19 protein-coding genes and 1 tRNA gene are annotated in these 24,175 nt (G+C 54.5%); 15 read left to right on the top strand and 5 right to left on the bottom strand.

Annotation, left to right across the window (positions count from 1 at the left end):
- Positions 1-136 precede the first annotated feature (136 nt).
- The 5 genes from LJD29_RS15260 to LJD29_RS15280 all read left to right on the top strand — a co-directional run bounded on the left by LJD29_RS15260 (position 137) and on the right by LJD29_RS15280 (position 5,298).
- A complete protein-coding gene (locus tag LJD29_RS15260) occupies positions 137-352 on the top strand; it encodes a hypothetical protein (RefSeq protein WP_446742408.1) in 216 nt (71 codons plus the stop codon).
- Positions 353-472: 120 nt separating this feature from the next.
- Positions 473-682, top strand: a complete 210-nt coding sequence (locus LJD29_RS15265) for a hypothetical protein (RefSeq protein ID WP_446742409.1) — start codon at positions 473-475, stop codon at positions 680-682.
- A 58-nt stretch (positions 683-740) separates the two neighbouring features.
- The gene (locus LJD29_RS15270; RefSeq protein ID WP_446742410.1) at positions 741-1,691 is read left to right on the top strand and encodes a class 1 isoprenoid biosynthesis enzyme; all 951 of its coding nucleotides are present in this window, start codon (positions 741-743) and stop codon (positions 1,689-1,691) included.
- 8 nt (positions 1,692-1,699) lie between these two features.
- Positions 1,700-3,043: a type 2 lanthipeptide synthetase LanM gene (locus LJD29_RS15275; RefSeq protein ID WP_446742411.1), complete on the top strand. Its 1,344-nt coding sequence runs from the start codon at positions 1,700-1,702 to the stop codon at positions 3,041-3,043.
- Positions 3,040-5,298, top strand: coding sequence for a protein kinase domain-containing protein (locus LJD29_RS15280; RefSeq protein WP_446742412.1), 2,259 nt, complete (start codon positions 3,040-3,042; stop codon positions 5,296-5,298). The genes LJD29_RS15275 and LJD29_RS15280 overlap by 4 nt, the downstream gene beginning before the upstream one ends.
- Positions 5,299-5,350: 52 nt before the next feature.
- Here the strand turns inward: LJD29_RS15280 and LJD29_RS15285 are convergent, their stop codons facing one another.
- Positions 5,351-6,679 (bottom strand): alpha-amylase family glycosyl hydrolase, encoded by a 1,329-nt coding sequence (locus LJD29_RS15285; protein ID WP_446742413.1) that lies wholly within the window; start codon positions 6,677-6,679, stop codon positions 5,351-5,353.
- A 206-nt stretch (positions 6,680-6,885) separates the two neighbouring features.
- On the opposite strand from LJD29_RS15285, the gene LJD29_RS15290 reads away from it, so the two are divergent.
- Complete coding sequence (locus tag LJD29_RS15290) at positions 6,886-7,035, top strand: hypothetical protein (RefSeq protein WP_446742414.1); 150 nt, start codon at positions 6,886-6,888, stop codon at positions 7,033-7,035.
- A gap of 58 nt (positions 7,036-7,093) precedes the next feature.
- Positions 7,094-7,170: transfer RNA gene (locus LJD29_RS15295), tRNA-Arg, on the top strand.
- A 430-nt stretch (positions 7,171-7,600) separates the two neighbouring features.
- On the opposite strand, the gene LJD29_RS15300 is transcribed toward LJD29_RS15295, so the two are convergent.
- Positions 7,601-9,007, bottom strand: a complete 1,407-nt coding sequence (locus LJD29_RS15300) for a sigma-54-dependent transcriptional regulator (RefSeq protein ID WP_446742415.1) — start codon at positions 9,005-9,007, stop codon at positions 7,601-7,603.
- A 2-nt stretch (positions 9,008-9,009) separates the two neighbouring features.
- Positions 9,010-10,665 (bottom strand): sensor histidine kinase, encoded by a 1,656-nt coding sequence (locus LJD29_RS15305; RefSeq protein WP_446742416.1) that lies wholly within the window; start codon positions 10,663-10,665, stop codon positions 9,010-9,012.
- A 255-nt stretch (positions 10,666-10,920) separates the two neighbouring features.
- Here LJD29_RS15305 and LJD29_RS15310 point away from each other — a divergent pair, with 255 nt between their 5' ends.
- The 6 genes from LJD29_RS15310 to LJD29_RS15335 all read left to right on the top strand — a co-directional run bounded on the left by LJD29_RS15310 (position 10,921) and on the right by LJD29_RS15335 (position 18,291).
- Positions 10,921-11,433 carry a hypothetical protein gene (locus LJD29_RS15310; protein WP_446742417.1) on the top strand — a complete coding sequence of 171 codons (513 nt, stop codon included), beginning with the start codon at positions 10,921-10,923 and terminating at the stop codon, positions 11,431-11,433.
- Positions 11,434-11,523: 90 nt separating this feature from the next.
- Complete coding sequence (locus LJD29_RS15315) at positions 11,524-12,069, top strand: hypothetical protein (RefSeq protein WP_446742418.1); 546 nt, start codon at positions 11,524-11,526, stop codon at positions 12,067-12,069.
- A 2-nt stretch (positions 12,070-12,071) separates the two neighbouring features.
- The gene (locus LJD29_RS15320) at positions 12,072-13,337 is read left to right on the top strand and encodes an MFS transporter (RefSeq protein WP_446742419.1); all 1,266 of its coding nucleotides are present in this window, start codon (positions 12,072-12,074) and stop codon (positions 13,335-13,337) included.
- Positions 13,338-13,817: 480 nt separating this feature from the next.
- Entirely contained in the window at positions 13,818-14,492 is a 675-nt protein-coding gene (locus LJD29_RS15325; RefSeq protein WP_446742420.1) for a response regulator transcription factor, read from the top strand.
- 629 nt (positions 14,493-15,121) lie between these two features.
- The gene (locus LJD29_RS15330; RefSeq protein WP_446742421.1) at positions 15,122-15,466 is read left to right on the top strand and encodes a hypothetical protein; all 345 of its coding nucleotides are present in this window, start codon (positions 15,122-15,124) and stop codon (positions 15,464-15,466) included.
- 215 nt (positions 15,467-15,681) lie between these two features.
- Positions 15,682-18,291 carry a TonB-dependent receptor gene (locus tag LJD29_RS15335; RefSeq protein ID WP_446742422.1) on the top strand — a complete coding sequence of 870 codons (2,610 nt, stop codon included), beginning with the start codon at positions 15,682-15,684 and terminating at the stop codon, positions 18,289-18,291.
- Positions 18,292-18,783: 492 nt separating this feature from the next.
- Here LJD29_RS15335 and LJD29_RS15340 read toward each other — a convergent pair whose 3' ends face one another.
- Positions 18,784-19,872, bottom strand: coding sequence for a YncE family protein (locus LJD29_RS15340; protein ID WP_446742423.1), 1,089 nt, complete (start codon positions 19,870-19,872; stop codon positions 18,784-18,786).
- An 834-nt stretch (positions 19,873-20,706) separates the two neighbouring features.
- Between LJD29_RS15340 and LJD29_RS15345 the strand changes: the two genes are divergently transcribed.
- Both LJD29_RS15345 and LJD29_RS15350 read left to right on the top strand, forming a co-directional pair.
- Positions 20,707-21,561 (top strand): methyltransferase family protein, encoded by an 855-nt coding sequence (locus LJD29_RS15345; protein ID WP_446742424.1) that lies wholly within the window; start codon positions 20,707-20,709, stop codon positions 21,559-21,561.
- Positions 21,562-21,765: 204 nt separating this feature from the next.
- A complete protein-coding gene (locus LJD29_RS15350; RefSeq protein WP_446742425.1) occupies positions 21,766-22,527 on the top strand; it encodes a response regulator transcription factor in 762 nt (253 codons plus the stop codon).
- Between the two features lie 94 nt (positions 22,528-22,621).
- On the opposite strand, the gene LJD29_RS15355 is transcribed toward LJD29_RS15350, so the two are convergent.
- Entirely contained in the window at positions 22,622-23,644 is a 1,023-nt protein-coding gene (locus tag LJD29_RS15355; protein ID WP_446742426.1) for a carboxypeptidase-like regulatory domain-containing protein, read from the bottom strand.
- Between the last annotated feature and the right edge of the window lie 531 nt (positions 23,645-24,175).

Genomic DNA, 24,175 nt, shown 5'->3' on the forward strand with positions numbered 1-24,175 from the left:
TGCATGAAGAGAACACAAAAAACGGTTATGTGATGCCCGGGCCCTGAGAACCGTTTCAAATCTCTTCGCTTCCGGATGAATCGCCTGTGGTCCATCCTCCACCCTGCAGACGGAAAAAGAAAGTGAAGGAAGAAAGATGACTGACGCCTACAGAAGGCTTTACGACAAAGTCCTCCGTGATGAAACATTCCGCGAGTTTCTCGATGCCGACCCCAGGGCCGCGCTCGAATCGATCGAAATCAACCCCACGCCCGAGATCATGAAGGGCGTCGAAAATACACTTAAGGCCATCCGCGAGATGCAGCGTGATTTCGGCATCGAGGATGTCGAAAAAGAGATATGCATTACTTAGACCAATCTGAATAATTTATTCAGATATGACTATGAATATCGTGTAGCTTCAGAATTCATTGTTGCGTTTATCGGGAGAGCTGTGGAAGTTTTTTCCAGGAAACAAAGAAAGGGATGCCACATGTCAACACTTCAACTGGTCTATGACAGGGCTCTTCTGGATAGTTCCTTCCGTGAACAACTTAGCAGCAATACCGAGCGCGCACTTGCATCGTTGGGCATTCTGCCAACTTCCGATATTGTCGATCGGGTTAAGCATGTTCTCACCGTTGTAAAGCAAATGCAGCAGGATTTCGGACAAAAATACTTTAATGATCCAGCTGTAAGCTAGTCTGAGGCTGGTATCACTTCCAGCCTCAGGCTTGTTCCCGGCCTGAGGCTATGTTTTTATGAGTCGTGTGGATATTGATCCGTTCAGTGCTGAGTTTAAGTCGATCGCGGAAAGCTCTGTAAGGCGTGCCGTAGCCAGTCTTGAACAGAGGGCCCCGCTATTAACGATACCCACGCTCAAATGGTTAACTACACACTGCGATATTCAGAAGCCCGAAGAATACTTCCTACATCCCAATGCGCTTACGCTTTTTTCTCTGCCCTGGTGGTTGGAGTTGAGTTTGCAACGGACGGTAGATTCTGCCTTCCAGGGCCGCCTGATGGAAGCTTCAACCAATCTCTACTACTTTGCTCGGATGCTCGACGATCTAATGGACGGCCATCCAACAGAGAAGTCCGGCTTACCTGCGCTCTATCCTTTTCTGCTCGACTTCCAACGCATATTCTTTGAATATTTCCCTGCTTCGCATGTTTTCTGGACTTGCTTTCACCGCTATATGGATGAAACCGCGGAAGCGGCGTCCGTTGATGCATCGCTTATCGAGATCGGCGAGAAGGAATTCCGGAATATCGCAGCGCATAAGACCATCGCGGCCATGGTGCCGGTGGCGGCAGTCTGCTTCCGGTACGGGCGTGAAGATTTGCTGCCCGCGTGGGAAGACTATTTTCATAGTTTCGCTTGTTGGCATCAATTCCGTAATGATCTGCTGGGCTGGAGCGGCGATGCTGAACGCGGAGCTGTTACCTGGCTTCTTTGCGAAGCGAAACAGCGCATGACGCTCGATGAGTCGCTTGCAATGTGGATGGGGCGCGAAGGGTTTGCCTGGGCCGGTGAGCGTCTTGCGGAGTGGATGGTAGAGATCAGGCAGAAGGCCGCCGTGCTCAACAGCTCGGAACTGCTGCGCTATCTTGATCTGCGGGATCGGCTTTGCACAGCGGAAGTCGGATTTCTTAAGCAATCTGCCAGCGCATGGGCGCGTTTGCTCGAGCCTGTTTCTGAGAAGCTCTGAGGCTGTTCATGCGGATATTCGAATTGCTCACTGCGGTCATCGATAACGACATCCCGGCTTGCTCAGAAGAATCACTATCAGCAATTTACGGACTGCTGGCGCAGCAGAATGCAATTTTGGCGAACCATGAAATTCTCTCGGCAAAGGCGCGCGATGAAATGATCGGCTCCCTGAGAGAGGAATTGAAGTGGAGGGCGCGTCTACGTAACGATCCTGCGAGCCTTCATACCGCGGCTGCGCAATGGACCACAGCTCAACTCACAATGCTTCGCAGGCTGGAGCAGGATCGTGACTGTCTGCAACTGCAACTTTTTGCAGGCTGTTCAATCGGCCAGATTGTCGCGATTGCGATCGATCTTTCGGATCGCCATGATGGCGCCTGCGCGGTGGCGATCCTGTCTTTCGCTGACGGCGGGAGACTTGTTTACAAGCCACGATCGCTTGATACCGAAAGTTGGTTCTACCAGTTCCTTATCCAGGTGAACGGGCTGACCCCTCCATTTTCGTTCGCGAGCCTCAAAGTCCTGGCACGCGAGAGTTACGGGTGGGTCGAGTTCGCCCTGCACCGCACCTGCGCTTGCGAAGTCGAGCTTTACGACTACTATCGCCACGCCGGAGCTCTGCTCTGCCTGCTCCGCTTGTTGCGAGTGAGCGACTGCCACTTTCAAAACCTGATCGCCTGCGGTTCGCAGCCGGTTCTCATTGACGCAGAGACTCTTTTCCAACCTCTGACCGATGGTTCGCACGATTTTGCAATTTCCAATACCAGCATGCTGCCGGCAATGCGGCGGCCATACGATATTGGTGCGTTGAGTTGCTCGATGCCACAGCAGATCGTTCTCGATTTGCCCGGTTTCGTATGCTCTCCCGTGACACTGAATCCGCGCGAAAATCTGCCGTTCCGGGAAGATCAGGCGCGTTCTCCACATCTTTTCGTTGAACAGATGGAGGAAGGATTCTCGGCGACCTGGCATTTTCTCTCGGAGCACCGCGCGCAGATTGCGTCCCTGCTTGACTCAGCGAGAAATCTGCCTGTGCGTGTTCTGCATCGTGATACTCCGGAGTATTACCGCCAGATTCTTCTATTCGCGCTTGGCATGGAGACAGACAGCACACTTTCGGCCGGGGAAGTTGAGGCGCTGAGAAGATGCGAGGTTCCGCGCTTTACGAGAATCGCGGATGAAAATCAGAACGGAGCTATTGTCTCCGGCTTCGAAGCAGTGCTGCAGGAAGTTGCAGTAATCGATGACGCCGGACTCGACAGGCAGTTGAGAATGCTCCGACTGCTTTGGACGATTTACGGAGGCATGCGGGGGATAGCGGACGAAGCAGTTAGAATGACCCCAGAATGATCGGGCAAGTCATTGGACATTATCAGATCCAGGAGCTTCTGGCTGAAGGAGCCATGGGCGTTGTTTACAAGGCCCGCGACCTGAACCTGGAGCGCTCCGTCGCCATCAAGGTGCTCAAGTCGAGTCAGACCTCCGACGAGCACGCCACCCGCCGCTTCATCCATGAGGCGCGGGCCGCCTCGTCTCTCGATCACCCCAATGTATGCACCATCTACGAGATCGAGACTGCGTCCAGCGGACAGCTCTTCATCGCCATGGCCTATTACGAGGGCGAAACATTGCGCCGCAAGCTCGCACGCGGTCCGCTGGTGATGGAAGACGCTTTGCAGCACACCATCGATGTGGCTCACGGCCTGGCCAAGGCGCATCGCCACGGACTGGTGCATCGCGATATCAAGCCTGAAAACGTCATCGTCACGGATGACGGCATTGCCAAGATCCTGGACTTCGGGCTGGTCAAACTCACACAGAACACACCGGCGATCCAACCCGGAGGCTACGCGGGAACGATGGCGTACATGTCTCCCGAGCAGATTCAAGGTTTCGCCGATCCGCGCAGCGATATCTGGTCGTTAGGGGTAGTGCTCTACGAGATGGTCACCGGCCGTCGTCCGTTCCAGGGGCGCGGCGCGGAACTGATGCTGGCCATCGAGACGGGAAGCTTCGCGCCTGTGACCGAATCGCGTGAGGGAGCTTTGCCCGAGGTGCAGCGCGTCGTTGCGCGTGCCCTTGCCAAGTCGCCCGAAGACCGCTACCAGCGCGCGGAAGAGATGCTTGCGCATCTGCATGCAGCGCGCCATGGCATCGATCTGCCGACTGTCTTCGGCGCTTCTGACGGAGCGAAGGGCCCAACGTCCATCGTCGTGCTGCCGTTTGGCAATGTCGGCGGAGGCGCCGACACGGAGTATTTCAGTGACGGGCTAACGGATGAGCTGATTCACCTGCTCTCTCAGTTGCAGGGTCTTCGCGTCGTTTCTCATACCTCGGCCTTCGGCTTCAAGGGGAAGGAGCGCAACGTTCGCCAGATCGCGGAGCAGTTAAACGTCGATACGATTCTCGATGGAAGTGTTCGCTGGTCGGAGAACAAGCTTCGCGTGACCGTGCAGCTGACCGACGCCCGTACCGGCTACCAGATCTGGTCGCAGAAATACGACCACGAGCTGAAAGACATCTTCGCTATCCAGGAAGACATCGCAAGCTCGGTTGCAGCGAAGTTCGAACGCAAAGAGAAAACCGGGCTTCCCCGGATGCATTCACGGTATGCGGGCAACGTGGACGCTCACGGTCTTTACCTGAAGGGCAGATACCACTGGGAACAACGCACGGAAGCGAGTTTCAAACTTGCATTTCAGGCGTTTCAACAGGCCATCGAGACCGATCCGCTTTGTGCCCCGGCATATTCAGGCCTGGCTGATTGCCATATCAGCTTTGGATACTGGGGAGTTGCTCCTCCACGTTCGGCCTGGAAAAAAGGACGGGAACTGGCATTTCAGGCTATGAGGATTGATCCCGGACTGGCCGAAGCCGAAATCTCTCTGGCAAAGTGCGCGTTGTATGACGATCTTGACTGGCGGGAAGCAGAAGAGAGATGTCTGCGAGCAATAGAGTTGAATCCTGCGCTTTCTACTGCGCACTTCGTCTACTCGATACTTCTGCTTCAACTGGGTCGATTCGAGTCGGCCATGTTGGAATTGCGTACGGCGAGAAGGCTGGACCCATTGTCTCCAATCGTCTGTACAGGGTTGGCATGGCCGCACTACTACGCTGGACGATATGAAGACGCTCAGGAACAGTGTGATCGGGCGTTGCAGCTCACGCCCGATCACTTTGAAATTCCCCTGTGCATGGGACTGATTGAAGTACAGCGCGGTCAATATGCTTCGGCGGTCACGTGGCTAGAGAAATGCGTCGCCCGATCCGGAAATAATGCCACACTGATGGGAATCCTCGGCTATGCATACGGGCTGGACGGCCGCATAGAGACCGCTCGCACCATGCGCGAGCAGCTTATCCAATTCGGTACGCAGCGGTACATCTCTCCCATGGGGCCTGCACTCATTTCCATCGGGCTCGGCGAACTCGATACCGCCATGGACTGGATGGACAAAGCCTACGAAGCGCGCGATGCCTTCCTGGCCTACGCACGCATCTTCCCGCCGTACGATCCGCTGCGCTCCACGCCGCGTTTCCGGCTGCTGCTAGAAAAGCTCGGCCTCGCCGGAGATGTAGAGCAGCTCACCACAGATCTCTATTAAGCAGCAAAGAAAATGGCGGCTCCGTTGGGAGCCGCCATTTTTATTACGACGCCTAAGCAGGCACGTAAACCGCAAAGCCGCGCGGCGGAGCAGGGAACTCGGCCTCGCCATGTTCATTGGTAGTACGCTCAGTGGGCTCGGCCTGGTCGTGGCCGTCCCATGCGACGGGAATGAATTTCTGGTTCGGCCACTGCGTTTTCACAGTTGTGCCGCTCCACTGGTTGCCGAGGTTGTTGAGCACGTAAATCAGGCCGGGCTGACCTTCGTGTCCGTTGCGCTGCATGATGTAGAGGTCGGGGTCGGCATGCAGGATCTGCGAGTCTCCGCCTGCATACCGGTGATGCACGTCGATCAGCGCATCGATGCCGTTCTTGGTGCCGGGCCGGGCGAGACCGAAGTTGTAATAATCCAGCCAGAAGACCGACGGGTAACCTTCGTGCACGAGGATGTAGCTATAGGCCAGCATCTTGTCGTTGGCGATAGCGATGCCGTCGTTCTCGAGGTCGTGATTGTCGACGAAGGTGACCGCGTGCATGGGCCGCTTGGCCACGATCACGCCATCTTCGGTCAACTTGCGCAGGTCGTAATTGGGAGTGTCGCAGACATCTTTCAGGCGATAGCGCAGAGGAAAATCGAAGGCGGCAATCTGGTTGTCAGAGAAGCTGTTCACCTTGCCCAGCCACTCGTCGATGCTGCTGTTGTCCTCCCAGTATTCGCCGACGACGAATGGGGTAATGTCTTTGCCGTCGCGCTGGTACTTGTACTTCGATATGGTGCCGACCATCCACGGACCGTAGCCCTTGACGAAGTCGAAGCGGAAGCCATCGAAGCCGAGCTGCTCGATGATCATCTGCGAGTACTCCATCAGCGCCATGTATACCAGCGGGTTGCGGTGGCAGAGGTGAGGAAAGCCCGCGAAGACCTCGCCCTCAAGCGTGGCCTCGTAACGGCTGGGGTGGAAGCTGTTCCAGTCGCGGGGAAACATACGGCTCTTGGGAGTGAACTTGGTCCAGCGTTTTTCGCCGTCGAGCGGATTGACCTCTTCCTCATCCGCGCCCGAGTTATGGTTGATGACCATATCGGCATAGGCGCCCATTCCATGTTCGTGAATGCTGGCGATAAGAGTTTCGAGCTCGCTGCGGTTGCCGAAGAAGGTTTTTACGCCGCCCTTCTGGTCGTAATCGCCGATGTCGAAATAGTCGTATGGGTCATAGCCCATCGAGGTTGTAGTGGCGGCTTTTGAAATCGGGGGAAGCCATAATGCGTTGAAGCCGGCCTTGCTCAGTTCGGGAACTTTCTCAGCAACAAAGTTCCACCATTCGCCGACCTTGTCTTCTTTGGCAGGGGAATCCCAGTAAAACGCCTGAAACATGACGCTCATGATTTGCAGTCTCCGGTTGTATGGTTCGCGTGAATGGGATGCGGAGAAATGCACAGGCGCTGCATGGGCCGGTTTTTACAGATGCCAGAAAGTTTTCAGGCGGGATGAAGTATTGGAACTGCGTGGCCAGGATTCCGGCCTGCACTCTTCCTTAGCTTCTATAATGAAGTGGATGTGTTGCCCTTCGGGGTCTTTGAGGAGCTTGAATGCTTAAGGAAATTGTCATCGGTTGCGCCGTTGCTGTGGGTGCGCTTTTTGTGCTGGCCACGGTCGCCTTCCTCCTCTTTTCACTGCTGCCGTCACCCACCGCGCGCCGGCTCATCAAGCGCTGGCAGGGCCGCCAGGCCGCCCGCTAACCCGCCAGGCGTTGCCGGGGTTTGAGGTGAACGCACGGCAATGTAAACTCAATCCAGTGGCCCTGTAGCTCAGGTGGATAGAGCGACGGTTTCCTAAACCGCAGGTCGGAAGTTCGAATCTTCCCAGGGTCACCATAAACCTCTTTAAAATGAGTAGTAGCGGTGTTTCCTGACGTCTATGCGATTTGCACTGAATCGCATAGAACCGCGCGCTTTTGCGAACGCAACTGACACCACTACTGACACCAGTTCATCTCCGAAAATTCAGATATCGAACGGCTTCGGCGTGGTTGTTATGAGGTCGTTATTGCGTCCTACAAATAGAGAGCCAGCGTTCGGGAAGTGTTCGCTGAATACTGAATCGTCGCCGCGGCTGGTCCGGTAGACGTGATGCTTGACGGCCAGGAGACAGAATTGATCGTATCTGTCTGCGTAGGGGATGAGCTGCCGTAAGCAAATCCATTTCCATCAATGGGCGAGGGTGGAGATAACACGGCGAAAGCTTACAGAGTCTGTATGCAATGCGCACAGTGAGCTTTGTAAGAACAGTACGATGCCGAGAACCTCACTCTCCTTGGGGACGAGTAAAGCGCTGCATCTTTTCGTAAAGAAGCCGACGCTGTATGCCGAGACGCTTCGCCGCATCCGACTTGTTTCCGCCGGACAGGATTAACGCACGCTCAATGAGATGTTGCTCCCAGCGTGCGATTGCTTCATGGAAGGGAAGGTCTTCCCACAATTTCAGGTCAGCTCCCGCATGCTGTGAGGCCGGTCGCAGGTAAGGGCGAAGGATCGCCTCAGTGACCGGTCGACCCGCAGCCTCTACCGCAACCTTGTTCATTAATTGTTCCAGCTCACGAACGTTTCCAGGATACGAATAGCTTTCAAGAGCCGCTTTCGCACCTGGATCCAGAATGGAAGGCGGCATTCGGTGCAGCGACGCGAAACGTTCCAGAAAGTAGTCGGCCAATGAGACGATGTCGGCCTTCCTTTCACGGAGTGGTGGAAGGCCGATGTAATAAGCATTCAACCGGTAGAAGAGATCTGAACGGAAGCGGCCTTGCTCGACTTCTTGCGCCAGGCTTCGGTTCGTTGCGGCAATGACCCGCACATTGGATTGCATCGGACGCATTCCACCGACCCGCTGGTAGGTCTTCTCCTGCAGGACGCGCAACAGCTTCGGCTGAACGGAGAGCGGCATCTCGCCGATTTCGTCGAGGAATAACGTGCCACCGTCTGCTTGTTCGAAGCTGCCGATGCGCTGTGATGCAGCCCCGGTGAAGGCTCCACGCTCGTGCCCGAAAAGCTCCGACTCGACAAGATCTTCCGGGATTGCGGCGCAGTTCACCGCGATGAACGGCCCTTTCACACGTTGGCTGTTGCGATGAATTACCTTCGCGACGACTTCTTTACCCGTTCCCGTTTCGCCTTCGAGCAGGATGGTGAGGTCCGTCTGAGCAACCTGGCCGACGCGCTTAAACGCTTCGATCCAAGCGGATGACTTACCGATGAGTTGTTCGCTTGAACCAAGAGATGCGGAGGGAACCGGCAATCGTCCATCCCGGAATCGCTCCTGTTGGAGACGGTCGAGGCTCCGCTGCAGTTCGACGTGTTCCAAGGCTCGATTCACGGTCGAGAGAACCGCATCGACATCGACTGGCTTCATCAAGAAATCGTAGGCCCCAGTTTGCATTGCCTGCACCGTGCTTTCAGCGTCGCCATACGCCGTGAGCACGATGATGGGAATGGAGTCTTGTCGCCCTTCCTGTTGTATAGCCTTGAGCACGTCGAGACCGCCGAGCGGAGACATGCGCCAGTCACAGAGCGCTACGTCTAGCCTCTCTGTGTGCAAAATGGCGATCGCTTCTTCGCCGTTCGCGGCTTGCAGGACATCGTGACCCTCGCTGCGAAATAGATCGGAAAGAGTCTCGCGCAGATTCTTATCGTCATCGATTACGAGAACAGTCGACATGTTTATCGTGGCTCCGCTGGAAATAGAATGCGAACAACTGCACCGTCACCTTCGTTGGCAATCGAGAGTGTGCCATGCATCGCGTGAACAATCTCTTGGGTAATCGCCAGGCCCAGGCCGGTACCTTTCGCGCGTGTCGTGAAAAACGGCTCAACCGCACTCTTGAGTGCCGCTAGGCTGAAGCCTCCGGCATTGTCCGACACTGTGAGAGTCACCTCTCCAGACTGCTCCTGGCAATCAACTTTGATCCAAGGCCGATCTGTTTTCTGCTCGTCGAGTTGGTGAATCGCATTCTCAATCAGGTTGTCGAAGACTTGTTCGAGTCGAAGGGGATCGACAGTTGCTTCCACATCATTCTGACCAATGAAACGCAGATTGATGTCCGCTCGGCGAGCACGCCACCTCACGACCGCGGATTCAGCGATCGTGCTGATCTCAGTTTTCACTGTGCTTAAACGGATCGGCCGGGACAAGTCGAGGAGACGTTCGATCATGGCATCCAGCCGGTCGACTTCGGCAAGAATCACGGTACTGCCTTGGGAAGAGAGCTCTTCTTGAGTCTTTCGCTGCGTCATTTGCGCCCGCAAGCGGATAGTTGCCAGTGGATTCCGAAGCTCATGGGCAACGCCAGCGGCTAGTTGACCGATAGCAGCGAGCCGTTCATTCTGACGGACGCGCTCCTGTAGCTCGCGTTCGCGGTCGATCTGCCCGCGAAGCGCGACGCCGAGACGGTCCAGACCGTCCAGGACACGATGGAATTCTGCGAGACGGACTGTTGGCGGATGTTGCTGCTGATTGAGGTCTGACTCCATCCAGGTTAGCCGGTTCAAAATGGCTTCTGTTCCTTGACCAACCTGTCGAAGGACGAAGAAGGCAAAGAGTACAGTGACACACGCAATCGCCCCAAAACCGAAGGCACTCCAGAGGAGAGCTCGCTTTCGATCTGATTCCGCGCCAGGAATGCGTTGCATCAACCAGGCAGAGCCAACAGGGGCGCCGGCACAGCTCGCTGTATCGCAGACGGGAACGGCGATAAACAACACAACATCGTGCGGACCATAGAACTCGTTTTGCTGGAGACTCTCAGCAGTGAAGGCCGCCGACGCGATGTTGACGATATCCGGCGTTTCACGAGCCGGGAGCGCTTTGGGGTCGCCCGGACCCTCATGCGTCGGGAAGGCATAACCCAATAACCGTTGATCACCTGGTCGAAAGAATCCACCTTCTATTCCAGTTTCGTCTTGCAGAACCTTGGCCGTGATTTGTTCAAGGCTTTGTTCTTCGGGTGATTGAGATCTTCCGCCCGGTGGCTTCGGCTTCTGTTCAGGTGGGGGCGGTGGAGCTATTTCCGTGCTGTTACCAGCAGGAGAGCGTTCGGGCTTCGGTGGTGGAGGCGGCCCAACTTCGACCCTTGTAATCGTCGCAGTTGGATTGGGGCGTGATTCATAAGCGGTCTTGAGCGATTTCGCGACCGCTGAAAGGTGCTTCTGCGATCTTGCAACAGCGTTTGCCTGTGTAGTGCGGAGAACCCATAGAAGGATCAGCAGGGTCCCGACCAAAAGAATGACGACCGTTCCCGCAAGCAAGGCAACTCGGCTCCGTAAGCTCGGCGCATGCCATGCGGAGATCATCGGCCCTGTTGTTTGCGTCTCTTTCATCGCAGTGTAGCCATGCAAATTCCGTTCCAAAGATTCCAGGGTCTATTTTCCGCGAAATGGCCTGGTTTCTGAAAAGGTGCCACTGGCTTGCGTTCGCTTCCCGTACATGTTGTTGGACGGATTCCGTACAAGAGGAAGACGGTGTACTGAGCGCGAGTGCCGTGAAACCCAAGAAAACACGGAAAAAGTGGGCGTTTTTGTATGGTTTGCACTTTGGCACGCCGCTTGCCCTAGAGCAGGTAGAGGTGCGGTCCCATGAATCATCAAATCCTTTCCATTCCACTCTTTCTCGCGGCAGTTTCTGCGGGCGCTCAGGCACCAGGGAATTCTCCGCCTCCCCCTTCAGCAGCTCAGGTAGCCGAAACCAGCCACATCGCACGCTTCGTAGCTGGACCTGGGGATCGGCTTCAAGGCCTCATGCTTCGCAATGGAACCTTCGTTGTTTTATCGCCCGGTCTTGCTCAGCGTATCCCGTCGACATTGAGGAAGAGCGCATCTGTGCAAGTAGCCGGGGACGAGTTCTCGTACTCGGGCAGCAAGACGATCCAGGCGAGAGCGATCACCATCGCCGGGGTCTCCTACGCGGACGACGCTCCGCGAGTCGGTCCCGGCCCTGCGGGAGGCCCGCCTGCTCCACCGCGGGAGCCTCGCGGCCGGCGCGACGATCCCCGTCCTTGCGACGCGCCCCTGCCCCCACCGCAAGGTGCGCCTCCCCCGGACGGCGTAACACCGCCTGCTCCTCCACCGCCGACACCACAAGGCCTGTAAGCAAGCTCTGTCGGCAACAGCATCCAACGGAGGCCTGCCACACGAAGTTGTGCAGCGGGCGCTTCCTCAGCTTACCCAAGGACTTGAACAATGCCTCCACCGAAGAAAGCCGCCAAGAAAGCGGCGAAGAAAGCAACTGGACATCACGATCCGCATAAAGCCGCGAAAGATGCCCGTCGGACCTTTGAGCATCTCGGTCGCGTGCAAGCGATAGCCAAGCTCACGAACTCTGAAAGCGAGACACTCGCCTTTCTCTCGCAAACTGCAGACAGGGCCTTTCGCGCGGGTCAATATAAGGACTCCGCAGACCTGTTGCGCGCCGCTGAGCATCTCTCGTTCGCTTCGCTTTATCGTGAAGCCACTGAAACTGTTGCTGACAACTTGAAAGCCACGATCAAAGACGAGTTCGACCATCTCCTGGAACGAGCCGAAGATCATGCCAATCACCACTCCGCTCCAAAGGAAGTTCATGCGTTGATGGAGCGCATGACTAAGGAAGCGAAGGCGGCTCTCAAGCGTGGATCGTATCGAGCGGCGCTTGAGTTCGCTCGAGGCGCCGAGGCACTCGCCCATGTCGACGAACTGAAGCCCGCTGAACTTTCGGCGGGCAAAGAGCAGAAGAGGCTTCAGGACTAGCTATGGCGGCGACAGCACATGACGCGGTTTCGCAAGCAGCGGACAAAAAACGCTCCAGCGTCCGCGCCTTGGAATGGACCAACTTCTTTCTTGCCGACGTGCAGGCGGGACTTGGTCCATTCGTCGCTGCCTATCTGGCAAGTATCGGCTGGCAAGCAGGCGCAGTCGGTCGCGCACTAACGTTCGGCGGAATTGTCACCGTTGTTCTCCAAACGCCAGCCGGATGGATCGTCGATCGCGCTACACGGAAGAGGCTCATCTTGGTCGCGGGGAGCATTGTTCTCGCTCTCGGCGCTGTTCTGTTCGCCCTCTCGGGACGCGGCAGTGTGGTCTATACGGCACAGGGATTGATTGGTCTAGCGGGACCTTTCTTAGGGCCGACCGTCGCTGCCATCACGATGGGTCTTGTCGGCAGCAAACTCTTCGATTGTCAGTTTGGCCGCAACCAGGGCTTCAATGCGGGCGGCAACCTATTCGCGGCTGCGGTGATCGCTGCCACGTCACACTACCTTGGCAATCGGGCGATCTTCTACGCCGTCGCCATCCTCGTACTTCCGACCATCATCGCGACCCTGCTGATCAAACGCGACGACATCGACTTTGATCTGGCACGCGGTGGCTGCGAGGACGGGAAGGCCGAGGGCGGTGACAAAGCTGTCCTGCTAAACCTCGCGAAAGATCGCGTGCTCCTGGCCTTTCTGGCATGCGCCTTTCTCTTCCACTTCGCAAACGCTGCCATGCTCCCGCAACTCGGTGAGCTTCTAGCTCACGGGTCGCCAAAAGCGGCTGCCCCCTTTATGGGTGCATGCATAGCGATAACGCAGATTGTCATGCTTTGCACCTCCGCTTACTTCGGTAAGTTCGCGAATCAGAATGGTCGCAAGCGGATTCTTCTTGCTGGGTTCGCGGTTCTCCCATTCCGTGCGGCTCTCTATACGATCTTCCACGCCGTGCCTGCTTTGCTCGCAGTCCAGATCCTGGATGGCGTTGCGAATTCGATCTTCGGGGTGGTCTCAATCCTCGTTATCGCTGACCGTACGCGCGGCACCGGACGCTTCAATCTCGCTCAGGGTGCTCTTGCAACCGCCGTGGGGCTCGGAGCCGCATTGAGCAACACCTTCGGGGGAACTTTGATGGAGAAGGCTGGTTATCGCACATCGTTTCTAGCTCTGGGTGGCGTCGCATGCCTCGCGACTCTGCTCCTCTTCTTCGCCGTTCCCGAGACCGTTCATGGAGCTACTAGTTCTCCGCAACCCGCACAAGGATAAGCGAAGTCGCCTTGTATGGATTGGAAGGATTGTTGTTCTCGCGGCTCGGCAAGGTCCGCAGAGAGTTGGTCGAGCAAGAAATCCCAAAAGACGGGTGTCGGCTTCTTTCGTGGAACTTTGTTCCAACGCCGACGGCCGTAGCGACAGGCCAGTTAATGCTGCCGCCTTCGCAAAGTGAGCATCGGCATCAACGTGCACTGAATGATGGGGAAGGGGCTATCCAACCGCTCCAGTTCTCGCGTCGTCCATCAACATCCTTAGCGTCCGTGCTGCTCCTTAAGCTTTTCTTAAGGGGAAAGCCGGTACTCTGTTCGTGTCGTCTCCGGGCTGTTCATAGACAAAGAGTCAGTGATTTGTAATTTTCTTTGGCGGAATCTTGAGGCAACATGAGTGGCGGGTTGAAGCCGAATCAGAAGGACGAGCTTAAAAGTGTAGGTCTTTTCTTCTGACCCCGCTGTTGTTCTGTCCCGTGGATCAATCATGAAAGTTCTTCTTGTTGAAGATGACAAGCGCATCGCAAATCTGGTCGCGCAAGGCCTACGGGAAGGGGGCCATGACGTAACGAATTCATACGACGGAGTTGAAGGTACGCTCCTGTTACTTAACAGCCGATATGATGTCGTACTGCTGGATATTAATCTCCCCGGAGTAAGCGGTATGCAGATATTAGAAACGGTACGTAGTCGCCAGAGTGTAGTTCCAATCTTGATGCTCACTGCGGTAGACAGCGTTCCTGATGTCTTGAAAGCATTCAATCTTGGCGCGGATGACTACATTGTTAAGCCGTTCCTTCTCCAAATATTACTCGCTCGAGTGGAGGCCATTGCAAGACGAACTCAGACTGTGCAGAATACGATTCTTCGGATCGCAGGCATCACTCTCAACCCCGAGCTTCGGGTTGCGTGGCGCGACGGACGCGAGATTCAACTTACGCAAAAACAAGCCAAGTTGCTGAAGGCGCTGATGCGGCGCAGTGGTCATTTAACTTCGCGTGAAGAGCTGATTGATGCAGCCTGGGAAAAAGGAGCTGATGTCAAAGGAAACACTTTGGATGTGTACATGCACGGCTTGCGAGCGAAGCTTGGCGACGGAGCTGAGGCCACACCGCTCATACGGACAGTCCACGGCATGGGGTACATTTTTTCCAGCGAGTGAAAGAATACGCATTTATCGATTAAGAGGAAATTTCCCGGCACAATATTCTCAGCGCTTGTTCTCTCTGCATAGCTCATGTGGTCAGGTGATAAATCGGTTTACCAAGTAGCCGAAAAGCTCAGTTGCAGTAAAGGTCGAGAGGTCGAAAAGATCTTCGTTGAAAAAATCGCCACGTATGCACAGCATCTGCCCCACTAAGGGGCACGTCTTGAGCGGCCGGCCGCCGCACATCACACGAAGAAATAACGATGACAAGCGTGGTGGGTCCGATGTAGTGGCGGACGCGTCATCCAATACTGCGCAAGAACAAATCTGCCTTCCATTGGAAATGCGTATATCTATCCGAAGCAAGTAGCATTGGGGCGTGAAGCTGTCACTGCTTGATGAGAAAGCAGCATTGCCGTTACAGTGTCGTAGATTGAATATCGCCCTGGATGTTACGAGAGGCCTTCTAGGGAGGCATCGAACCTCGCGCTTCCACTCTAGTGCTGGGGATTCCCCTGGGCAAAAGCTGAACATCTTAAGGAAATCTGAAAGCCTTTTTAAATAGGTGTTTACAGGGAGATGAAGGGCATTCGGCATACTAGCAACAGTGTTCAGCAATGTCTCGACTGGAGCCGGTGTTTTATATGCAGCGCAATTTTAAAATCCCGGCCAAACTGAGAAGGCTTGGATATTTGTTGCTCGCATTATTGGTTTTAAGCTGGGGCACTGCTTCAAAGGTGTCGCTTTACCACGTCAAGCTTCAGGGCGGAAAGTGCCCTCTTGCAAAGCTTCTCTCTGAGGCGGAGCGCGCGAACGCCCCCTCTGTAGTTCCCGGTACATTGGACGTTCAGTGGCCGGGAGACAGTTTGAATACTACTGAGACCTGGAGCCTCGAAAATCCAGATCCAGTGCAGGATGCAGACCGGCTGCATGCCTTCGCTTCTTTCCCGGATAACCACTCCCCGGCTTTTCTCCCTCTTCGACTCTAAGCCAAGTCCTCATACTCACATTTGACATCGATTTCTTGCTAGCTCTATGAGCCATGCTCGCTCGTATGCGGGTTAGTGTCTGAAATCTCTTGCGTGCACGAAGTAGAGCACTGGCGTCTTGCCGGTGCGTCAGCCCCCGCATGCCAGATCGTGGCTGCAGGCATCACCGTCAACATTTCGATTCGTTCCCTTAACCTCATTGGAGAGCCATTCAGTTGAGACATAAATTGCTTTTCTTGTTAGGAATCGTCTGCTTGCTCGTACCGGGTCAGACTACATTTGCGCAGACAGCAGGTACAAAAGTTAGTGGCACCATTGTTGATTCCTCTCAGGCTTTTGTTAGCGATGCCGTCGTGACATTGACGGACTCACACGGCAACTCTGCGGCCACCGTAAGCAACAATGCGGGCGTCTTCACTTTTGATCGCGTCCAGCCAGGTGCGTACAAGATAGCAGTCGAAAAAGATGGTTTTGCCGCTGCGCGCCGCGACAATCTGAACGTGACACTTGGAGCAACGTTGGCGGTAAATATCCAGATGCAGCTAGCCAGCAGCATGCAGTCTGTTACCATTAGTGCTCACATGATGAATGGTGTGACTACGCAGCCGTCACAAGAGCAACTCTTTGAGTCAGGACAGAGCACCCGCACCCTTGACCGCAGCCAGATGGACACCCTTGGTCCAGTAGCCGGCGCTGGGCAGATCCTCTCACTGACACCTGGGGCTAATGTGACTGGTTATGGCAACACCGGGGCGCAGAAATATTCCATCATGATTAACGGCATCAGCCAGGGATGGGGCGGCTATGGCGGCTTAAGCACTTCGGGGTCCCTCGCAGTCACTTTCGATGGTATCCCGATGTCTGACCCTGCCACAGACTTGTGGCAGTCGGACATGCTGCCAGTCTCACAAATGATTCAGAATACGAACGTGACCTATGGATCTGGAGAGCCGGCTGACCGTTGGTATAACAATATTGGCGGCGGCATTGACTTCACTCCTGTTCAGCCTACCGATCGCCCTCATGCCACGGTTTCAGTTGCCTACGGCAGCTATCAGCAGAAGCAGCTGAGCTTCAACGCCAGCTCCGGCCTGTATCACGGATGGTCAACCTTGCTTGCAGGAGGAGGCGGGCAGGGAAATGATTTTCGCACCGGTATCGGTGACGGATTTGCCAGCCCGTCAAAGGACTTTGCCCTTTACTCAAAAACGCTCAAGTCGGTCGGTTCGAATAGCTTTGAGCTCGGTGGCTATTACGCTCATAGCGGGAGCTATCGCTCGCAAGTAACTCCAATCGTCGCAAATCCTCTTATCACGGTGAGTGGCACGCCGGGTATCGGCGAAGTTTACAGCGAGCAAACTTCTGGATATTACAGTACTCTTCCGTATAACAGCTACAACAAGTACGACACCAACGATATGGCCATAATCTATGGGCGTGAAACTATGCATCTGGATCCGCTCACCACGTTACAGAATACGTCGTGGTTTCAGCGCATCGACCGCACGCATTACCGCACGGATGATGTCTATTCTCCAGGAGCTCAGCTGCGAGAATGGAACGATCCGCATACTGACACGATAGGTGACCGGCTTTCTTTCAGCTCATTGCTTCCCAAAAACACGATCAGTGGCTCTGCATATTACATCCATGCGCTCTACAATACGCGGAATAATTTTTACAATCCGGCAGATGGCGGATCGAAAACTGTAGCGAACATCGGCGGCAAGGTGCGCTCGTCATACTTCAATCAGGACGATTTCGCCATTGCCTTGCAAGATGACATCCACCCGATCGATCGAATCCACATTACGCCGGGAATTCGCTATGTGGGCTTTACCGCAAGTTTTGCTGACCATGCCCAGCAAGACTTTACGCTTGGGCCAGGAGCGATCTGGGATACCGCTTGTCGCTATAACGGCGAAGGTGAAAGCTACACAAACGGCGTAAACGATCAGGGCGCCTGTCCCGCAAACAGCCAGAATCGTAGCGGAGTTGAGCCATCCATAGACGCTAACGCACAAGTGCTCAAGTGGTTGGCAATATATGGTGGGTACGCAGAAGCGTTGCGTGCTCCAGAGCTCGGCGGTGGTGGCGGTGTCTTCCAATCAGTTGATCCAAGCAGCTATCACCTGCAGCGTGGCAAGTATGGACAGGTTGGTTTTAAAATCCACACAGACGGCAGTGGATTTAAACATAATCTTCTTTTTGGCCTCGCCTACTTCCATAACAGCTATGAAAACCAGGAAATCGATACTTCTTTAGCTAACGGCGACACGATAGACTCGAGCGGGAGTTCGCTCTTCCGCGGCGTCAACATGTATTTCGACGACGATCCGATCGAACATCTCACCATCTTCACAAACGCCACTTTTCAAAGCTCGAAATTCACAAATTATGTTACTGGTGGCGTGAGCTATAACGATCTTCCTGTTTCATATGTGCCAAATGCCACGTTCAATTTCGGTGCTACGTATGACTGGGCAGCAAGATATCGTTTGCATATCCAGCCAACGTTTTTTCTGCAGACAATAGGAAGTCAACACATATTTGACAACAGCACTGGAACGCCAAGTCAGACGACGATGCCCTCTTATACAACTGCGAACTTCTCTGTAAAAGTTCCTCTTAAGCGGTTTGATGTCACCTTCAATGCGTCAAATCTGACAAACTCAAAGTACAACGAGTATGAGTACATATCCGCAGGCAGCTATTTCGGTACCAGTGCTTACACCAGTGCGCCTGCGAATGAACAATCGGGGTATCTGCTTGGGTATCCCGGAGCACCTTTTACAGCTTACGGATCGGTTACCTATCACTTCTAACGTGAAGAGTCTTCCTCTGGCGTCAGCGAATGCTGGCGCCATTTTTTAAAGGGAATCTAGATTGAGGATGGGCGCTTATCCGATTGGGCGCATAATCGTTTGAGGCAGTGAGGCCTGGTATTCGAAGGTGCGATGCCAAGGTGGCGAAATGGGACATCTGTGATGAACGCCCTCTCCATTAGCGCTGAAAATGTGCTCTCGTCCTCGCGCATCTCTCGCGTGCAGGACACCAAGCGAGCTGGCCAACCAGACCAGCCGCGGACAAAATTCAGCTTGTTTCAGGAACACTGAGCCCTTCAGAGGGTTTGAGGCCTGAAGGGAATTAGAAGCCGGAAAGGAATGCGTCCCGGAGCCGAAGCACGAGCCGGAAGCACAGGCAGACTTGTTTCCATTATCGGGCTCACCCGAAGAAGCGATACACGTTCCTGCTTCATCGGATCAGCCCTTCTCGCGGGAATTATTGAACGGTGAACGCGCATTCCTTTTCGCGCTTTATTTCACTGGAGTGAAGATTGCGATTCTGGGCGCAACCAACAAGCTGGCGTAGGCGACAAACACCTTGTGTGTGACGGGATCGACAGTGAGCGTATGTGCCCCATAATGAGTGTGAATGCGATCCAGGACTTGATATGTATCGGGCCCGTCTTGCTGAATTACCGTCAGCTCTCCGGATATGCCTGCGGAGTAAATGCGACGTAAAGCCGGATCGAACGCCACCACATCGGGTCCGCCACCGATATTGAGAGAGGCGACAACGCGATGAGCATCCAGATCGAAGACCACCAGTGTTGCATTCTTCGCGCACACTGAGAACAGACGGTGCAGCTTTGTATCGATCGCCATTCCTGTCGGTCCCAGGCATGGATTCAGAGACCACTGCCCGGCAATCGCTCTCTTAGTCACATCGATCGCCACGATCGACCCATTATCGGTAAGGTTCTGATAGAGCCAACCAGTTTTGGGATCAAGAGAGGCAGACTCCGGCTTGCCAGGAAGAGGAATGGTCCCAACGGGTACGCGCTTTAAAGGGTCGATCAACGTTGCCAGCTTGGGATCGCCGCTTGCTACGTATAAAAGTCTTGATGATGGAAGATACTGGATTGCATCGGCATCGTCCGCTACAGGAATAGTTGCCTGCAATGCCAACGATTGCGCATCGAAAACGTCTACCTTGTTTTCTTCACTACGCGTAACGAAGGCGACGTTCGTGCCTGGCAGAAGTACGACTCCGTGTGCGGAGCCACTACCATGCTGTACCGATACAGAACTGCTGAGAAGGTCATGCGGGTTCAAATCGATTTTAAAAACGGAACCGGTCGACTCGCTTGTGGCAAAAAGCGTGTTACCGGCCAACGTCAAATAATCGAGAACGTTCAGTGTGCGTTCCTTGGGCAGTTCGATAAAGCCTTCGAAGCTCATGTATTTGGAGTGACTCGGCTTACCGATATAGGCCAGATAAACCACAATGCTGCCCGCCGCCACGATTCCTGTGATCACCGTGAACAGGAACGCTCTCAGCACGATCGTTCTGCTCGTCTTTGTAGTGCGGGGCGGTTCGTCATTAAAAGGTGCAAAAGGCATGATGGCGCTCCATAGGGAATGATTCGGTTGAAGTTTCCGCGGAGGCATTCGATTTGCTCTTAAAGAGTGGCCTCTTTGCCTGATCCACACGGGGCTCTGCGTTTACTTACGATGGAATAACACTGACGATCTCTTCGGCTCTCGTTTGCAGATTGAGGAAAGCCGAAAGCATACGATCGCGATTCTGACGCTGGATCTTTCTTTTGATTGGGGGAAATTGTGTTAGTCGGCGTCTGCGATCAGCCTCTTTTAAGTCTGTATGGACAGCATGGACCTGCGACAGAGTTGACCACATCATCGGCTCTTGTGGCTTCGCGTTCCTGAAAGCCTGGCCGCATGTAAGCCGGATCTGCAAAGACTCAGGCAAGAAGCAAGTTGCCTTGTTCGCTTGGCCAGACCGGTCTTACTTCAGCCGATGAGAATAATAAGACGGATCGCAGCATATGCAGTCCAACACACTATCCAGCGCACATTCCATACGATGGCTCGATTATCGAGAATCTCCATGCCCTTATTGTTGCGGGTTTGCGACCTCTCTGCTGTCAGGAAAATCTTAGTCACCGTCAAGATTTGTATGGATGCCAGCTCATCATTCATTCATAGCTTCGGAGGCAGACGAGCAAGATCTTTCAGGTAAAGTCTCGATCTAGAGCGGCCGTGAAGCCAATACAAAAGTTCACAGCGTCTATACAAAAACTGACCGATTGCCATGGAGCGATATTGTTTAATTCATCAAAGCAGATGCTGAACACGTGCCCCTAAAGCCCATTCGGGGAGGGGTAGCAAGACGGGCCTTCCCAGAAGTTTACGCACAGCACGAGCTGGAAACCTTCTATGAATAATCATCCAAGGGCAGAGGCGGAACGTAGAAGACTCAATCCTTTGTATGCGAACTTTAGCGACGAAGCTTTGCTGGAAATCAGTTCCGACGAGCTCATCGATTCCGAGACGGAGTCTGAGCGCGAAAAGCGAGGTTTGCTGCGCAAAGATGATTCCACCCAAGCGCATGCTTCCAGAGAAGAGATTGCTGTATGGGAAGGGGAAACCGTGCAAGATGTTGTGCAGGCTTCCGATGTGCTTCGACGGACGGAGATTGGAGCGAGCGTCGAGAGTCTTCATCTCCAGCCAACCTCCCGACAATGTCAGGTGAGTGCGCCTTCAGTGAAAGCTGCCGTCGGCATCGGGAGTGACGATGATGCTGTGAAAAGATTCGATAATCGCCTGACAGATTCTGAAGATTCAGCGGATAGACACGCAGCAACTCGAAAGAGATGGCGCTGCAGCATCGTGACGATCTCCGTGGTACTTCTCGTGACGGTATTCATCATCGCAGCCTGGTGGTCGCATCCATGGACCGTCCTGAGAATATGGGGCTTGGGTCTGGCAGTAGTTTTTCAAGGACTGGGCATTGTCGCGCGTTGGCAGCTTGGCTCGTCATTTGCGGGGAGGGCCGAAGCCCATACCCTCGTAACCAACGGGCTTTACGCTCGTATTCAAAACCCGATTTATCTGTTCAGCTCGATCGCCCTGGCAGGCGTGCTTTTGTACTTGAATTGTCCAGTCGCGGCAATCGCATTGCTGGCAGTATTGATCCCGGTGCAGATCGTGCGAAGTCGAAAGGAGCGTGAGGTCCTTGCCGCACGCTTTGGTCGAGCCTATGAAGAATACCGAAAGCGTACGTGGATCTGAGGAGCATTGCGGTACGCAAGAGTCCAACACCTATCTCTATCTTCTCGTTAAGTCCCGTTGTTATAACCGACGGACCGCTAGAAGCACGAGCCCTGATGCTCACGAAGTTGCCGTCGTTCCCGCCGATGGCGAGCACGTCGGTGCACGATGACTTTAGCTGGGCGCCGGAGCTAACATAAGAGAAGCGTCTCGAGACGCGGAGAAATGATTTTGCAAAGCTCAGATAGAACGATTGACCGTACGAACCCTTGTCTGCTCATCGTGGACGATGATAAAGACCTGTGCGATCTCGTGGCTCGTTATCTGGAGCCGGAGGGATTTTTACTGTCGGCGGTGCACACAGGCGCAGAAGGTCTGGAAAGCGCGGTTGGGGGGGGCTTCCAGCTTATTGTGCTCGATGTGATGTTGCCAGACAAGAAAGGGTTCGACGTATTGCGGGAGATTCGAAACCGTATTCGTACGCCTGTTCTCATGCTTACCGCAAAGGGTGACGAGTTCGACCGGGTTCTCGGCCTTGAGCTTGGAGCTGACGACTATCTGCCAAAGCCATTCAGCCCGAGAGAGTTGGTGGCCAGGATCTCGGCTTTACTTCGCCGCTCCGGCTGGCAGGCGGAGGCCACCGGCGTAGCACGCCCCCCGGTGATTCGCTCAGCGGATATTGAGTTGGATCTGGCAGCGCGAACAGTATTGAAGTCTGGGCAGTCATTGAAGTTGACATCTGCGGAATTCGATCTGCTTCACGCATTCTTAAATGCCCGCGGCCAGGTTCTCACTCGCGAAGCTCTTGTCCAGGAGGTGCTCGACAGAAAGTTCTCGCCCTTCGATCGCAGCATCGACCTTCACGTCAGCAATCTTCGCCGCAAGCTGGGCTTACAGGGCGATGGAAGCGAGCGAATTTGTAGCATCCGCGGGATAGGTTACCTGTACGCGTGGCCGGCGTCTGCGTCTTCTATGTCAAGACCCTGAGTAGGCAAGGGCGCCGGCCCACGATCAAACATCGTTCGCTTCGTGGGCCCGCGCTTTCAGATGCGCATGACTGAGGTCAGAAGTGTTGGGGTGTTTACGGTATATAAGGTGGTGCAGGACCTGGCGGTACGGATTTCGGAGCATTCTTCGTGACCTTCCTGCCCAGAAATTCTTGCAGAACTGCAGCGCCTGCCCTTCCCGCGATGCCAACAGCCGCACTTGTGAAGACTAGATTGGCACCACGATCGGCATGCGGGTAGTAGGCGTTTGAGAGAGCGCCCGAGACCATTGTTCCCAGCAGATAAGAGTAGTTCGGCATCGTCTTGCCGCTATCGCTGCGCGCGACGAAGGCACTGCTCACGGCATGAATCAGGCGTGATTTGTTTGTTCCCGTTCCCTGGTAAAAGTAGCGCGGATCCTGATGGAACAAAGAAGCAAAGACGTAGTGGTCGAGAAAATCGCTCGAACGCCCGTCTCCGAATTTTGCGGCCCATCGCTTGGCATAGCCGGCTGCGCCTTGTCCATAACCAGCATAAGAGTTGTTCGCCTGTTCGATGCCGGCTGTTGCGGTAATTCCGACAAATGAAGTCCAGTCGAGCGTATCGTGTGCGGCCAGTGATAGCTTCTGTCTTGACGTCATCGGAGCAGCGTTTTTTTCGTAGCTCACATAAAAGTTAGGCACAATGCCAAGGAGTCGCTGCTTTTCCTCCTGTTTGATTTGCTCTGCCGCGATCACCTCGGTAGGGCGAACAGTCACCTCTGTGATCGCCGAGCCGACGGATAAGCTTATGTCTGGAATCATATAGAACTGCTGTTCCGAGACAGAAATGTCCCCGGATGTGTAGGGGGCAAATCCCTTGGCGGTGACGACAACCAGGTACGACCCCGCGACGAGGTTTGTAAACGCAAACTCGCCGTTTGCTCCCGACGTTACCGTTTCTAATGTCTTTCCATCTTTCCGCGTCAGGCTGACTTGAGCGCCAGCCACAATCGCCTTTGTCGTATCTTGAACCGTCCCCGAAATGCTCGCTTGTCCAGTAGTGGATGCGCTTTGTGGGTCGTTCTGCGGTTGAGGAGCATCCGGAAGGGGGTCATTGGCGACTGATGCCAAGGCCATCTGTTGCTGAGCCGTGGCCGCAACAGGAGAACATGACACTAGCACGAGTGCACATATCATCGCGGCATGGGATCGAGAGATTCCTCGTGTCCGCTTACTAAGCACCTGTCTGGATACGAAGCGTGGTATTGAGTCGCGACACTTGAAAGGGGGCACTGTGATGGAAGGGAAGTCTGATTTCTGCACGGTCATCTATCTCCACAAGGTCTTCAAAGAATGGGGCATCGCTAAGTGAATTGGCGGTCTTGCGCTAAGTCTTGCGGATAGGGAAATGCCCTCCGCGCGAGGTCTGACGCACACCGGAGGAAACGAGGTGAAGCGCCCTACAGTCCTCACAAGGGTTCGTGAATGGGTCTCAGAAGCCCCTCCGATCCTGGCTCACACTCAGGCGAAGGTCTGTAGTCTCATGTTCTTCACACTATGAAAAATGCGACTTGCATGCTGTCAGGAACCGTGAGGCATTCGTAAAGTTTTGTATTTCTTCGACGATTGATCTCGCATGCATGTCAACCCAACATCTGTCAGGATTTG

This window comes from Silvibacterium acidisoli (assembly GCA_022870745.1).
Taxonomy (GTDB): Bacteria; Acidobacteriota; Terriglobia; order Terriglobales; family Acidobacteriaceae; genus Silvibacterium.